The 14,701-nt window shown below is 71.7% G+C and carries 11 protein-coding genes and 1 pseudogene; 3 read left to right on the forward strand and 9 right to left on the reverse strand.

What is annotated here, in order from left to right; translation table 11 throughout:
* Positions 1-142: 142 nt before the first annotated feature.
* The gene (locus tag ACFFXY_RS07615; RefSeq protein ID WP_382347923.1) at positions 143-979 is read left to right on the forward strand and encodes a phosphoribosylaminoimidazolesuccinocarboxamide synthase; all 837 of its coding nucleotides are present in this window, start codon (positions 143-145) and stop codon (positions 977-979) included.
* Positions 980-1,024: 45 nt separating this feature from the next.
* Here ACFFXY_RS07615 and ACFFXY_RS07620 read toward each other — a convergent pair whose 3' ends face one another.
* The 9 genes and pseudogenes from ACFFXY_RS07620 to ACFFXY_RS07660 all read right to left on the reverse strand — a co-directional run bounded on the left by ACFFXY_RS07620 (position 1,025) and on the right by ACFFXY_RS07660 (position 12,624).
* Positions 1,025-3,691 (reverse strand): Dyp-type peroxidase, encoded by a 2,667-nt coding sequence (locus tag ACFFXY_RS07620; protein ID WP_382347926.1) that lies wholly within the window; start codon positions 3,689-3,691, stop codon positions 1,025-1,027.
* An 82-nt stretch (positions 3,692-3,773) separates the two neighbouring features.
* Positions 3,774-4,301, reverse strand: a complete 528-nt coding sequence (locus ACFFXY_RS07625) for a hypothetical protein (RefSeq protein WP_382347928.1) — start codon at positions 4,299-4,301, stop codon at positions 3,774-3,776.
* Between the two features lie 90 nt (positions 4,302-4,391).
* Positions 4,392-5,603, reverse strand: coding sequence for a DUF418 domain-containing protein (locus ACFFXY_RS07630; RefSeq protein ID WP_382347931.1), 1,212 nt, complete (start codon positions 5,601-5,603; stop codon positions 4,392-4,394).
* A gap of 554 nt (positions 5,604-6,157) precedes the next feature.
* Positions 6,158-7,687, reverse strand: a complete 1,530-nt coding sequence (locus tag ACFFXY_RS07635) for an HNH endonuclease signature motif containing protein (protein WP_382347932.1) — start codon at positions 7,685-7,687, stop codon at positions 6,158-6,160.
* Positions 7,688-8,010: 323 nt separating this feature from the next.
* Positions 8,011-9,228: a beta-ketoacyl-ACP synthase II gene (fabF, locus tag ACFFXY_RS07640; protein ID WP_382347933.1), complete on the reverse strand. Its 1,218-nt coding sequence runs from the start codon at positions 9,226-9,228 to the stop codon at positions 8,011-8,013.
* Between the two features lies 1 nt (position 9,229).
* On the reverse strand, positions 9,230-9,466 hold the full coding sequence (locus ACFFXY_RS07645; RefSeq protein ID WP_030159099.1) for an acyl carrier protein: 237 nt from the start codon (positions 9,464-9,466) through the stop codon (positions 9,230-9,232).
* Between the two features lie 27 nt (positions 9,467-9,493).
* Positions 9,494-10,447, reverse strand: a complete 954-nt coding sequence (locus ACFFXY_RS07650) for a beta-ketoacyl-ACP synthase III (RefSeq protein ID WP_382347936.1) — start codon at positions 10,445-10,447, stop codon at positions 9,494-9,496.
* 20 nt (positions 10,448-10,467) lie between these two features.
* Positions 10,468-11,361, reverse strand: a pseudogene (locus ACFFXY_RS07655) (ACP S-malonyltransferase); the annotation flags it as partial.
* A gap of 93 nt (positions 11,362-11,454) precedes the next feature.
* Positions 11,455-12,624 carry a PucR family transcriptional regulator gene (locus tag ACFFXY_RS07660; protein WP_382347938.1) on the reverse strand — a complete coding sequence of 390 codons (1,170 nt, stop codon included), beginning with the start codon at positions 12,622-12,624 and terminating at the stop codon, positions 11,455-11,457.
* Positions 12,625-12,741: 117 nt separating this feature from the next.
* Here ACFFXY_RS07660 and trxA point away from each other — a divergent pair, with 117 nt between their 5' ends.
* Positions 12,742-13,113: a thioredoxin gene (gene trxA, locus ACFFXY_RS07665; protein ID WP_106362343.1), complete on the forward strand. Its 372-nt coding sequence runs from the start codon at positions 12,742-12,744 to the stop codon at positions 13,111-13,113.
* A gap of 144 nt (positions 13,114-13,257) precedes the next feature.
* Positions 13,258-14,694 (forward strand): PDR/VanB family oxidoreductase, encoded by a 1,437-nt coding sequence (locus tag ACFFXY_RS07670; protein WP_382347941.1) that lies wholly within the window; start codon positions 13,258-13,260, stop codon positions 14,692-14,694.
* Positions 14,695-14,701: the final 7 nt, after the last annotated feature.

Genomic DNA, 14,701 nt, shown 5'->3' on the forward strand with positions numbered 1-14,701 from the left:
AGCCTACGCCGCGACACCGCGCACCGGCAGGTGTCGCTCGGCACAGCCGCCCGCCGCGCCACACGTAGGATGACGTCCCCGCTGATGTAATCGGGGCCGTACAGGTCAGTACCGCCGGGGCGCACGCCATGAAGGAGCAGCAGTGGAACTCATCCACCAGGGCAAGGTCCGCGACGTCTACGCCGACGGCGGCGACCTCATCCTCGTCGCCTCCAACCGCGTCTCCGTCTACGACGTCATCCTCCCCACCGAGATCCCCGGCAAGGGCGCCCTCCTCACCGCCCTCAGCCTCTGGTGGTTCGAGCGCCTCGCCGACATCGTCCCCAACCACGTCGTCTCCGCCGAGGACGTCCCCGCCGAGTTCGCCGGGCGCGCCGTCCGCGTCAAGCGCCTCGACATGGTCAAAGTCGAGGCCGTCGTCCGCGGCTACCTCACCGGCTCGGTCCTGAACGACTACCGCACCACCGGCGCCGTCAACGGCGTGCCCCTCCCCGCGGGCCTCCAGGACGGCTCGAAACTTCCCGAGCCCGTCTACACCCCGACCACCAAGGCCGACGTCGGCGACCACGACGCCCCCGAGACCTACGAGCAGACCGCCGCCCGCCTCGGCCCCGGCCTCGCCGCCCGCGTCCGCGACCTCACCTTCGACGTCTACCGCCGCGGCGCCGAGATCGCCCTCGCCAAGGGCATCATCATCGCCGACACGAAACTGGAGTTCGGCCTCGACGACGACGGCGTCCTCACCCTCGCCGACGAGGTCCTCACCTCCGACTCCTCCCGCTTCTGGGACGCCGACGGCTGGAAGCCCGGCCAGACCCAGCCGTCCTTCGACAAGCAGTTCGTGCGCGACTGGGCCCGGTCCACCGGCTGGAAGCCCGACGACGCCGAGGCCCCCGAGATCCCCGCCGACATCGTCGAAGCGACCCGGGACCGGTACATCGAGGCGTACCAGCTGCTCACCGGCAGGCGCTGGCAGTAGCGAACGTGAAAGGGGCGGGCGCCCACTCGCGCCCGCCCCTTTCCCTTACGACCTGAACAAACCCTCGCCCACGAAGCCGCCGTCGGGCGCGCCCGACGGCACCGCGTACACCCCCGACCCCTCCGCGGTGATGAACTCCGCCAGCCGGTCCCCGGCCGCCATCTTCTCCTGCGCGTCGATGAACACCTGCGGGTCGGCCTGGAACGACACGAACAGCAGCCCCGCGTCGTACGGGTGCGCCGCGTGCATGTGGCCGTCCAGGTGACCGTCGCCGGACGCGTCGGAGGACACGTCGCCCTGGGTCAGGAACCCGTAGTCGTAGTTGAAGCCGCGCCGCACCATCGCCGCGTCGTGGACCACCGCGACGTGCGAATCTGCGGGCACCGCGGGCAGGCCCGAATCGTCCAGGACCTCGAAGTCCGGGTGGTCGAACTCGCCGCCACCGCTCAGCGGCGCCCCCGAGTCCCGCTCCCGCCCGAACGTCAGGTTCTGGTCCTCCGCGCTCAGCACCGACCAGTCCGGCAGGCGCATCCGGATCTTGCGGAACACCTGGTACGTGCCGCCCTCGAACCACGACGGCTCCGAATCCACCGCCCACACCCGCTCGTCGAACAGCGCGCTCCCCGCCTCCGGGTTCGCGCTGCCGTCCTTGAACCCCATGAGGTTCCGCGGCGTCCCGCCAGAAGGCGCCGACGAGAACCCCTGCTGCACCCACAGGAGCGTCCCGCGGCCCACCGCGCGCTTGCGCAGCTCCAGGAACGCGGCCGACACGACCTGCTGGTCGTCCCCGCACACCTGCACCAGCAGGTCCCCGCCCGACCACGCCGGATTCAACCGGTCGCCGTCGAACTCGGGGAGCTCCGCGAGCTTCGAGGGCCGCGCCGCCTCCAGGCCCGCCTTCGCGAACGCCGCCGGGCCGATCCCGAACGTCACCGTCAACCGCGCCGGGTCCAGACCCGAGGCGACCGCCTCCGCGTCGAACTGGTCCGCGCCGTCGATCGCGGCCTTCGGCGGGGCCTCACCCGCCGCCAGCGCCGCCGACACCGCCGACCAGTCCCGAAGCAGCGCTTCGAGATTCGCCGCGACGGCCGCCGCATCGAGCGCCTCGCCCGAAGCGAGGTCCGCCGCCGCCAGGTCGAACGCCGCGAACAGCGCGTGCGCCTGCGCGGCCGTCGCGATCCCCGCCTGCCGGTCCCCGAAGAACGGCTCGACCCCGGCGGTCGCGTGCTCGTGCCCCGCCTCGCCGTCGTCGTGGCCCCCGGACCCGAGGGCCTTCCCGACCCCCGCGCCGACCGCCGCCGCGAGCGTCGCCGTCGCCAGGGCCGTCCGTCGCGTCACCGACGGCTCGTCGTCCCCGTCCGCGGGCGGGCGCTCGGCCCGCTTCCACAGCCCCACCGCCACATCGGCGGCCACGAAGACCGCCAGCGAGATCCCCAGCAGCGGGAAGAACCAGCCCACGCCCGCCGCGACCGCGACGACCACCGCGACCAGCGGCCACGGCAGCCGCCGCAGCCCGCCGCGCGGATACGGGCGGCCCACCAGGGAGCCGCGCGGACGCCGCAGCCACCACATCCGGTAGCCCCACACGATCATGCACACCAGCGCGGCCATTGCCGCCGCCAGCAGGATCTGGTTCGCCAGGCCGAACAGGATGCCCATGTGCAGCGCGATCGCCACGTTCGTCGCCTGCGCCATGACCGGCCAGTCCGCGAACCGCAGCTCCTCGGTCACCACCGGCGCCCCCGACGCCGTGTCCACCACGACCTGGTCCTGCTGCAACGGCAGCGACCGCTGCTGCCCGGTCACCAGGAACTCCGTGCCCGACCCGGTCGGCAGCGCGATCTGCACCGGCCCCGACATGCCCGCGTCCAGCGCCGCACCGTGCACGCCGTCGAGCAGCGCCACCGCGAACGCCGACGACCCCGCGCCGTCCGAATGCTGGTGCTCCGCATGGTCGCCCGAGGCCGCATCCTGCTCCACAGTGAGTGCAGGCGTCGTCCACGAGAGCGCCGCTCTCAGTTCGGACACGTTCTCGCCCGCGTACCGCGACCACGTCAGGCCCGTCGCCGACAGGAACAGCAGCACGGCCGCCAGCCACAGCCCCACCGGCCCGTGCCACGCCAGCGTCCGCGCCCGGCCGCGCCCCTCCGGCTTCGGCCGCCAGAACCCGCCGCCGCGCCGCCTCCGCGCGATCCACAGGACCAGGCCCCCGAGCGCCACGACCCACAGCCACGACGCCGCCAGCTCCGAGTACAGCCGCCCCGGCTCGCCCAGGTGCAGGCTCCGGTGCAGCGTCGAGACCCACTCACGGACCGGACCGGCCTGCGACGACCCGTACGTCGTCGAGTCCCCGAGCACCTCCCCGGTGTACGGGTCCACATAGACGACGGCGACCGCGCCCGACTCGCGGACCGTCCCGTCGTCCACGAGGACCCCCGTCGAGTCCTCGGCTCCCGCCGCGGGCCGCACCGCCGTCACCGTCCAGTCCGGATGCGCCTCGGCGACGGCCGCCACCTGGTCGGCCAGCGGCAGCGCCTCACCGCCCGGCTCGACGGTCTTCAAATCTTGGTAGAGGTACTCCTCCAACGGGTAGGACAGCGCGTAGGCCAGCCCCGTCAGGGCCGACACCAGCAGGAACGGTGCGATCAAGATGCCGGCGTAGAAATGCAGCCGGAGCAGGAGCTGCCGCAGGGCAGCCGGAAGTCTGGACATGGTTCGCTTTCTGAGCGGCCCTGAAGGCGCACTGCGCCCAGGGCAGGGGGAAGCGCCTACTGGCGCCGGGGGACGACGGGAATCAGAAAGCGAACCGCGGCGGCCCGCGCCGCGAGATGGCCGCCGCGGCGACCGGGGCCGGACGCGGCGCCCGCGCCCGCGGCACGAACCCGCGCGGCCGCACCACGACCAGCGCGCCGACGCCCGCGACGCGCACCAGGCGCGCGGCGAACAGCGTCAGCAGGTCCAGCAGCGCCGCCATCGCCGACTCGCCCCGCGCGAGCCACGACGCCTGCGCCAGCGCCGCGGCGACGTGGACCAGCCACATGCTCAGGCCCGCGCCGTGCGCGTGCACGGCCCCCACCGCCCCGGCCTGGAACAGCTCGTGCAGGCCCCACTGCGCCGCCAGGCACAGCGGTGCGAGGACGAGGAAGCCGCGCTGGCGGCCTCCGGCGGCGTACGCGGCGGCGAAGACCAGCCCGAAGGCGGCGGCCGACTGGAGCGGGCCGGGCGCGTGCCCGCCGCTCCACAGGTGCAGCAGGAGCGACGCCGACCCCGAGACCGCGGCGAACACGGCGGCCCGCAGCGCCCGGAGGGGAGTCCAGCTCATCTGCACGGCCGTATTGTGTCACGGCCGCGGATGCGCGGACGCCCCCGCGTCGGGCATCCGACACGGGGGCGTCCGAAAGCGATCCGAGGATCAGGACCGCTTGCCGCCGTAGGTGAGGCGTCGCAGGACCACCTCGAACGGGCCGCGCACGCCGGCCCGGTCCATGAGCACCGCGATGATGACGGTGACCGCCCAGGTCCCGAACGCGACCCCGAACGCGCCGAGGTAGCCCAGGTCCTCGCCGAGGCCGAAGCCCCAGGCGGTGAGCAGGGGCGCCATGATGATCGACTGGAGCAGGTAGCTGGTGAGCGACCGCTCGCCGACCGCGGCGAGCGCCCCGGGCAGGCCCTTGCGGCCGTAGCCGCGGAGCTTGTGGGCGAGGAGCGCGAACCCGCAGATGTAGCCGAGACCGGCGTACAGGCCGCCGAGCAGCGTCAGGTACACCGCGCCGCGCCACAGGCCCGTCGAGGGCTCCCAGGCGCCGATCGCGATGAGGGCCACGGGAAGCGAGGAGAGGACGTTCACGGCCATGCCGGAGACGAAGACCTTCTTCAGCTGCGGCAGGTGGTCCTCGGGGTGGTTGAGCCAGCCCGCGCGCTGGAGCATCATGCCCGCGATGATGAGCGGGAAGAACGTCCCGGTCACCACGAGCGCGAGCGACCCGAACGGCGAGGCGATCGCGCCGAGGACCATCTGCTCCACATAGGGCGGCAGGCCCGGGTCGGCGGGCGGCCCGGAGGACCCGCCCACGGTGAAGAAGAACGCCATCATCACGTTGCCGATGAGCACCACGTACGCGACGGAGCCCCACAGCCAGCGCTTGAGGGCCTTGTCGGAGAGGTGCACGAACGCGAGCACGATGAGGCCCATGGCCCCGTACGGGGCCAGGATGTCGCCCATGAACAGGAACACCGCGTGGACGAAGCCGAACAGCAGCAGCCACCAGGAGCGGCGGCGCAGGAGCTTGCGGACGGCCTTGGGCTCCATGCCGCGCGCGAACATGCGCGAGGCCATGACGGCGAGGCCGAAGCCGTAGAGGATCGCGAACATCGGGCGGGAGCGCTCTGCGATCACGAGCTGCTCCACGAACAGCGCGATGTGGTCGGCGAGCGACTGGCCCGTGTTGTGGCCGTACTTGTCGACGCCCATGCCCCACAGGTGGATCGGGACGTTCGCGAGCGCGATGAACAGCAGCATCCCGCCGCGCGCGATGTCCGGCGCGAGCGACCGCTCGGCCTTGCTGATCGGCGCCGGCACGCCCGACTTCGGCGGGTCGGCGGTCGCATAGGGGGTGGCGGTCACGTCGGGCTCCTTCGGGTTCGAGACGGGCTTCCTGGTTTCCATCCGCGGTGGGGTCCGCGTCCTCAGTCTAGGAAAACTGCGTCGATTTCACGGTAGTGCCAGCCCCCGCCCCGCGCTCCCGTCTGCGGTACCGTTCCGCCTCGTTCTGAGGAACGACGGCTCTTCGGCCGAGTCATACCTAGGTCCTACTTCTCGGCTTGCGGGAGATGGGGATCGGGCTATTCCGGCAGCGACGGTGAGGGGTGGATCGCGGGCCGGGCCGGGCCGGGCTGGACTGGGCTGAGCTGGATTGGGCTGGGTTGGGCTGGGCTGGGCTTTCCGACTTGCGGGTTTGTGAGGGTTCTGGTCAGAGCGGGCGGCGACAACGGGGTGGGTGGTGGGGCGGGGTCGGGTTGTTCGGCCATGGGGCCTGATGGGGAGCGGGTTCTTTGGCGGCGACGGAGAGGTGTGGGAGGCGGCCCAGCTTGGGTGCCGGGCCTGGGGTCTGGTGTGCCTGTGCGCCTGGGCCTTTGCCTGGTACTCCCGGCCCGGTTGGCTGGCCGGGGCGGGCCGGTTCAGTGGGGTGGGTCGCCTCGGCTGCCTGCGGGGGTGGGTGCGGGTTCCTTGGGTTGGGGTGTGAACCTGGTTCGGCATTTGGCTCGGGCGGCGCGGATGGCGGCGAGGGCTCTTTGTCTCTCGGCCTCCTCGGCTCGTGAGTCCAGGTCGGGTTTCAGTGTGTCCGACCATTCGGTCCGGTAGAGCCCGGTCGGGAAGACGTTGTTCGCTTCATCGGTGGCGTGTTCGGTGTCCATGTCGGCATCGGTTCGCCAGTCGGAGCATCCGCACTCCCGGGCCTGCTCTGCCTCAGTGTGGGTGTCGGGGTGGTTGTGGTGGGTGATGATCGCCTGGCCGGGGCCGGTCTTCTCGACCGTCCAGCCTGCGGTGTGGATGCGGCCGTGGTGGAAGCGGCACAGGAGGATCAGGTTGCCGGCGTTGGTCTCGCCCCCGTCGGCCCAATGCTGGATGTGGTGGGCTTCGGTCCAGGCGACCGGGCGGGAGCAACCCGACCAGGCGCAGCCTTCCCGCTGCTCCAGTTCGAGCTTCCTGCGCAGGGCCGCATTGGGGAGGCGCTTCTCCCTGCCGAGTTCGATGGCCTCGCCGGTCTCGTAGTCGAACACACTGGGGATGACACCGGCTTCGCAGGCGAGGTGGCGGGCCTTGGCGACGGAGACGGGCTGGCCTTCCAAGATCGGGGTGCGGCCGGTGTCTTCGCCTTTGAGGGTCTCGATGTCCACCATGAGGTCGAGGGTGGCGGTGTGCCCGTGGCGTTTGACCGCCTCCGGTGAGGTGCCGTATCCGGCGAGGAGCTGGTGGAGGGCTTCGGCATGCCGGTTCGGCTGGGCCGGAAGCACCCCCTCAGCGTCTTGCTCGTCCTGGCGGGGCGGAGGGCAGGCGGTCTTCAAGTACTTGTCCAACAGCCTGCCGGTGTCGCTTGAGAGTTCGCCGGAGAGGGCCCACATGCCGTTGTCCTGTTCGGCGACCTCGATCCACTGGAGCGACTGCTCGCCGAGGCTGTCGAGGAGTTCGGTCTCCTCGGCCAGGTTGGCGGCCAGTTCATCGAGGTGGCGTTGGAGGTCTTTGAAGGGGGCGTGGGTGCAGTACTGGGCGATCAGGTGCTCAGGGGTCGCGCACAGGATCTCGGCGTCGAAGGGGGAGGCCACGGGGGATCGGAAGGGGGTGAGGGTGAACAGGCGCATCGCCGGGGTCCGGTCCAACTGCCTGACCGCGTAGGCGACCTGGTCGATCCTCGCCCGCCCTGAGACTGCCGCCTCCACGAGGGCCCGGAACTTGGAGGAGAGGCGGGCGATGGCCGCGATGTCCGAGGCGGTGCGGTGGGTGAAGTCGAACTGGGAGAGCAGGAGATCCCGCAGGGCCGAGTACCCGAAGGCCGTGCGATGGAGGTTGGCTTCCTTCATCGCGATGACCGAGGACAGGACCGCTGCATGGTGGGTATTGATAGCGGCGGCAGCGGTGTCGAGGAGGGTCCGGATGGTCTGGGCCTGGTCGCCGGTGCTGGTCCGGCTGTGGATCGTATCGGTCGCCATCGGGATCACCCCCTCGTACTGTTCTCGAATGTCTTGCTGTTTTCCGTGTGCCTGTTCGATGTTCGTGCTTCAATTGTGACTCTGTGTGCTAAAGTGCGTCAACACCCAGAAGGGTGATCTTTAGTGAGAAAGATTCAACCCGCCCCACCCGCGCCATCATCACACCCCATGGCCGCCAACCCAACCCCAGGAAGAGGACTGCCTCTTCGTCGCTGCCCGCACTAACCAGCACCCCATCCCACCCGCCAGTCGAAGTCCCAGGACGCAGAAAAGCCCCGCCGCTGACGCGACGGGGCCTTTCTGCAAGCAGTAGTGCTGTGGTACTAGGGCTTGGTGAACAAGAGCGCGGCGTTGTGGCCGCCGAAGCCGAAGGCCGTGTTGAGTGCGGCGTTCAGCTCGACCTTGCGGGCCTCGTTCGCGGCGACGTCGAGGTCCAGGGCCGGGTCGGGGTTCTCCAGGTTGATCGTCGGGGGGATGACGCCCTCGGTGATCGCCAGGATGGCCGCGATGGACTCGACCGCGCCCGCGCCGCCGAGCAGGTGCCCGGTCATCGACTTGGTCGCGGTGAGCACCACGTGGTCGCCGACCTCGCGCTTGATGCCCTTGACCTCCGCCATGTCGCCGACGGGCGTCGACGTGGCGTGCGCGTTGACGTGCCCGATCTCCTTCGGGTCGATGCCGGCCTGCTTGATCGCCGCCGCCATCGCCCGGCCCCCGCCCCGGCACTCCGGGTCGGGCTGGACGATGTCGTAGCCGTCGGAGGTCAGGCCGGAGCCCGCGACGACCGCGTAGATCCGGGCCCCGCGGGCCTCGGCGTGGTCGCGGCGCTCCAGGATGAGCGCGCCGGACCCCTCGCCCATGACGAACCCGTCGCGGTCGCGGTCCCAGGGCCGGGAGGCGTGCTCGGGGTCGTCGTTGCGGGTCGACATGGCCTTCATCGAGGAGAACCCGGCCATCGGCAGGCCGCCGATGACCGCTTCGGCGCCGCCCGCGACGACGACGTCGGCACGGTCGGCGCGGATCATGTCGGCGGCCCAGGAGATCGCCTCGGCGGAGGTGGCGCACGCGCTGGTGGGGGCGTGCACGCCTGCCTTGGCGCCGAACTCCAGGCCGACGACCGCGGCGGGTCCGTTGGGCATGAGCATGGGCACGGTGAACGGGGAGACCTTGCGCGCGCCGCTCTCCTCCAGGATGTCGTCCTGGGCGAGGAGCGTGAGCGCGCCGCCGATCCCGGAGCCGAAGACGACGCCGAGCCGTTCCTTGTCGAGGTCGTCGCTCAGCCCCGCGTCGTCCCACGCCTGCTGAGCCGCGACGAGCGCGATCTGCTCGGAGCGGTCGAGCCGGCGCAGCCGGACCCGAGGCAGGACCTCGGACGGCTCCACCGCGAGCTCGGCGGCGATCCGGCACGGGAGTTCCTGCGCCCACTCGTGCTGGAGCAGGTGCACGCCGGAGCGTCCGGCGACGAGTGCCTCCCAGGTCGACGCCACGTCCCCGCCGAGGGGAGTGGTCGCGCCGAGCCCGGTCACGACTACCTCAGTCACATTAACCCTTCTCGATGTAGGAGACGGCGTCGCCGACGGTCTTCAGGTTGGCGACCTCGTCGTCGGGGATCTTCACGCCGAACTTCTCTTCGGCGGCCACGACGACCTCGACCATGGCGAGCGAGTCGACGTCAAGGTCGTCGGTGAAGGACTTGCCGTCGGCGACATCGTCGGGGTTGACGCCCGCGACCTCTTCGAGAATGTCCGACAGGCCTTCGCGGATCTCGTCACGAGACAGAGCCATGAGTTAATTTCCTCTCGATAGTTACGGGCAGCGGATGACCTGCCCGGCGTAGGTGAGCCCGCCGCCGAATCCGAACAGGAGGATCGGGGCGCCGGAGGCCACCTTGCCACTTTGTACCAACTTCGACAGCGCCAGCGGCACCGACGCCGCCGACGTGTTGCCGGAGTAGACGATGTCCTCGGCGACGACGCAGTCGTCGCTGAAGTCCAGCCGCTTGGCGATGCCCTGGATGATCCGCAGGTTCGCCTGGTGCGGCACGAAGGCCGCGAGTTCCGAGATCTTGACGTCCGCCCGCTCGGCGACCTTCTCGATGAGCGGCGCGAGCTGGGTGGTGGCCCAGCGGAAGACGGTCTGCCCGGCCTGCTTGATGAACGGGACGTCCTCCTCGATGCGGATGACGTCGCTCATCGACGGCTCCGAGCCCCACACGACCGGGCTGATCGCCAGCGCCGGGTCGTCGGTGCCCTCGACCACGACCGCGCCCGCGCCGTCGCCGAACAGGACGCACGAGGTGCGGTCCTCCCAGTCGGTGACCGCGGTGAGCTTCTCGGCGCCGATCACGATCGCGCGAGTGGCGCTGCCGGTGCGGATCGCCATGTCGGCCTGGGCGAGCGCGTACTCGAAGCCGGAGCAGGCGGTGTTGACGTCGATCGCGGCGGGCGCATTGATGCCGAGCGCGTCGGAGACGCGGCAGGCGGTGTTGGGGCAGACGTCCTTGGCGGAGACGGTGGCGACGATGACCATGTCGATGTCGCCGGGCTGGAGGCCCGCGTTCTCCAGGGCCTGCCTGGCGGCGTGGGTCGCCATGTCGGCGACCTTCTCGTCGTCGGCGGCGATGCGGCGCTCCTTGATGCCGACGCGCGAGACGATCCACTCGTCGTTGGTGTCGACGATCTTGGCGAGGTCCTCGTTGGTGAGGATCTTCTCGGGCTGGTAGTGCCCGACGCTGACGACGCGTGTTCCGTTGACGCTCACTCGGCTCCTTCGTTCCCTGCGAGGGCGGCGGCGGCCGCGAGGTCGGCGGGGGTGTTGACGTTGAGTCGTTCCACGCCCGTGAGCGCCCGCTTGGCCAGCCCGGTGAGCGTGCCCGCCGGCGGCAGTTCCACGACCGCCGTGACGCCCAGTTCTCCAAGCGTACTCATGCAGGCGTCCCATCGGACGGGTGAGGTGACCTGGGCCACCAGTTGCTGCAAGGCGGCGGCGCCGGAGGTCACGGGCCTCCCGTCGCGGTTGGACAGGAGGGTGCGGACGGGGTCGGCGGTGGGGATCTCGGCGGCGAGCGCTTCGAGGGCCTCCTGGGCGGGCGCCATGTGGGGCGTGTGGAACGCCCCGGCGACCTTGAGGGTGATGACGCGGGCCTTCTCGGGCGGGTTCCCCGCGAGCTTCTCGATGGCGGCGACGGGCCCGGCGGCGACGATCTGCCCGGCGCCGTTGCGGTTGGCGGGCCAGGCGCCGGAGGACTCGATGCGGTCGAGGACCTCGTCCTCGGCGCCGCCGAGGACCGCGGCCATGGTGGTCGGCTCGATGCTGCACGCGGCGGCCATCTCGCGGCCGCGGACGGCGGCGAGGCGGACGGCGACCTCGGGGGTGAGGACCCCGGCGAGGGCGAGCGCGGTCAGTTCGCCGACGGAGTGCCCGGCGACGGCGTCGAACGCGTCGAGCGGCAGGGAGTCGGCGGCGATGAGGCCCGCGGCGACCAGGAGCGGCTGCGTGTTGGCGGTGTCGGTGATCTCGGCCTGGTCGGCTTCGGTGCCGAGGCGCACGAGGTCGAGGCCGATGAGGTCGGACCAGTCGCGGAGCTTCGCCGCGGCGTCGGGGTCGGCCTCGATCCACGGGGTGAGGAACCCGGGCTTCTGGGAGCCCTGCCCAGGGGCGAGAATGGCAAGCACACTAGAACTTTCGCATCGGCGGCACGGGAACCGGGAGCAGTCTGCGGACTGAGATCCCGGTCGGTTCTTGTAGGGAATCTACAACACTCGTTGTCAGCTGCGGGGACGCCGGGTCGCCGGGGAGTTCTCCAGGCGCCCTATGGTCAACCCCACACGGAGCACGAACGCCTCATGCGGATCGGTGGGGGAGAAACCGGTCACCTCCTGGATGCGGCGGAGGCGGTACCGGACGGTGTTCGGGTGGACGTACAGCTCGCGCGCGGTGCCTTCGAGGACGCCGCCGGAGGAGATGAACGCGTCCATGGTCTCCAGCAGCTCGCCCCCGGCGCGGCGCAGCGTCATGTACACGCCCTCGCGCAGGCCGCGGCGGGCCGCCTCGTCCCCGGCGATGGCCCGCTCGGGGAGGAGCTGGACGGCGGTGACGGGGCGGGGCGCGTCGGGCCAGGCGGGCGCGGCGCGGTGCCCGGCGACGGCCGCGAGGGCCGACGCGGACGCGTCCGCGAGGCCGGTCACGGTGGGCCCCACGACGATCGGGCCCTCGCCGAACTGCCCGGTGAGCTTCTCGACGATCTCGACGGGCTCGGCGACGCCCCCGAGGAGGAGCACGAGGCGGGCGCCGTGGACGCCCGCGAGGATGTCGAGCCCGAGCCGCCGGGCGGCCCGCTGCACCGAGTGGAGGACGAGCGTGGCCTCGCCGCCGGGAGTCGCGCCGCAGACGACGGTGATCGTCTGCGTCTCCGACCAGCCGAGCGCGGCGGCGCGGCTGATGAGCTCGTCGGGGTTGTCGCCGCGCAGGAGCGCGTCGACGAGCATCGCCTGGAGGCGGGCGTCCCACGCGCCGCGCGTCTCGGCGGCCCGCGCGTACACCCGCGCGGCCGCGAACGCGATCTCGCGGCTGAAGCGCAGCACCGACTCGCGGAGCTGGTCGTCCTCGCCGTCGGCGGCGAGCTGGGGGACCTGCTCTTCGACGACGTCGATGACGACCTGGATGAGGGCGACGGTGTGCTGGAGGGAGATCGCGCGCGCGAGTTCGAGCGGCGCGGCCTCGAACACCATGTCGGAGGTGCCGAGGTCGTCCCCGGAGGACCGCAGCCACTCCAGGAATTGCCGCACGCCGGCCTGGGCCACCAGGGTCACCATCGAGCGCTGCTCGGCGGGGAGGTCGCGGAACCAGGGGAGGCGTTCGTCCATCCGGGTGAGCGACTGGGTCGTCAGCGCCGACGAGGAGCGTTCGATGTTCTGAATGGTCGTGGCCAGGTCCATGCCCTATAGCCTGCCAGACGTGGCGCGCGCCGCGCACCGACGTCGGACGGAATACCACCGGCGCCACTACTGTTGCCCGGGAGAGGACGAAATCACCCGAGACAGAGAGGCGGTCCTATGGCCACCGTTGAACTGACCAAGGACAACTTCGAGGAGACCGTCACCGGCAACGGCATCGTGCTGGTCGACTGGTGGGCCGACTGGTGCGGGCCGTGCAAGATGTTCGCTCCGACCTTCGAGGCGTCGAGCGAGCAGCACCCCGACGTCGTCTTCGGGAAGATCGACACCGAGGACCAGCAGCAGCTGTCCGCCGAGGCCGGGATCCAGTCGATCCCCACGCTCATGGCGTTCCGCGACGGCATCCTCCTCTACAGCCAGCCGGGCGCGCTGCCGCCGGCCGCGCTGGAGGAGATCATCGGCAAGGTCAAGGAGCTCGACATGGACGCCGTCCGCGCCGAGATCGAGAAGGAGGAGGCCGAGGAGGCCTAGCTCCTCCCGGGGCACGGCCCCGCGGACTTCATTGAGGGCGAGCGCGTTTCGACGCGCTCGCCCTCTTTTGTCCGTCCGATGTGCGTGCTACGTTGAGCTTCGGTTGGGGACAGCAGCAGGGTCACCTCCCGAGGAGGCGCGCAAGTGCCGGCCGACACCGCCCCCGATACCCGCCCCCCGCTCGGCGCCGCGACGCGCCGGGCCCTCACCGCCTGCCACGTCGTCCTCTCGGTCGTGTGGCTCGCCTACATGGCGTTCGTCCTCACCCTGTGCATCTGGGTCCTCGCCTCGCCGGAGCCCGGCACCGCCGACGCCGCGTGGGCCGTCGCCGGGATGTTCAACGGCCTCGGCACCGGCGCGATCAGCTTCGCCGTCCTCGGCACCGGCGTCGTCCTCGCCGCCTCCGGCGGGCTCCTGCGCCAGTGGTGGACCGCCGCGAAGCTCGCCGCCGCCCTCGCCGTCGTCGCCGGGGGCCTCGCGGTCCTGCGCCCCAGCCTCACCGCGCTCGCCGCCGGGGCCGGGACCGGCGCCGACCAGGCGGCCCTCACCGCGGGAACCGCCCTCGGCACGGTCGCACTCGGGTTCGCCGTCGCCGTCTCCTACCTGCGCCCCTGGGGCCGCATCGGGCGAATGCGGGCCGAACGGCCCGTCGCCGACGGGCGCATCCAGGTGCGCGTGCGCCGCGTCGTCCCCGTCGCCGCGAAGGTCCACGCCCTCGAACTCGTCGGCCTCAAGGGACGCCTCCTCCCGCCGTTCGAGCCCGGCGCGCACCTGGAGGTCGAACTGCCCTCCGGGACCGTCCGCCACTACTCCCTGTGCTCCTACGCCGGGGACCGCCTCCTGTACCGGATCGCCGTCCTGCGCGAGGACGCCGGGCGCGGCGGCTCCCGCGAGGCCCACCGCCTCCGCGAAGGCGACCTCGTGCGCATCTCCCCGCCCCGCAACCAGTTCCCGCTCGGCCTCCACTCCGGGTACCTGTTCATCGCCGGAGGCATCGGCATCACCCCGATCATGCCGATGATCCTCCAGGTCGAACGCGCCGGAATGCCCTGGCGCCTGGTCTACACCGGCCGCGACCGCTCCACGATGGCCTTCGCCGACCAGCTCGCCACCACCTGGCCCGGCAACGTCGTCCTCTACCCGACCGCCAAGTACGGCCGCCCCGACTACGTCGCCGAACTCGCCGGGCTCCCCGCCGCCACCGGCCTGTACGCGTGCGGCCCCGTCCCCCTCATGGACGCCCTCGCCGACACCGTCCGCCGCGTCGCGCCCCAACTGGAGCTGCACACCGAGAAGTTCGCCGCACCCGCCGGACCCGCCCCGTTCCCCCTGTTCGCCAAGCGCAGCGGCGTCGAGGTCACCGTCGGCCCCGACCGCACCGCGCTCGCCGCCCTCGTCGGCGCGGGCGTCGAGGTCCCCTCAAGCTGCGAGAACGGCGTGTGCGGCACCTGCCGCCTCCGCGTCGTCGAAGGCCGCCCCGACCACCCCGGCCGCGTCCCCGGCGCCCTCGCGCCCGACGGCGCGGCCCTGTTCTACCCCTGCGTGGGCCGCGCGAAAGGCCGACTGGTCGTGGACGCCTGACCCTCCG

The organism is Glycomyces mayteni, from assembly GCF_042428885.1.
Classification (GTDB): Bacteria; Actinomycetota; Actinomycetes; order Mycobacteriales; family Micromonosporaceae; genus Glycomyces; species Glycomyces mayteni.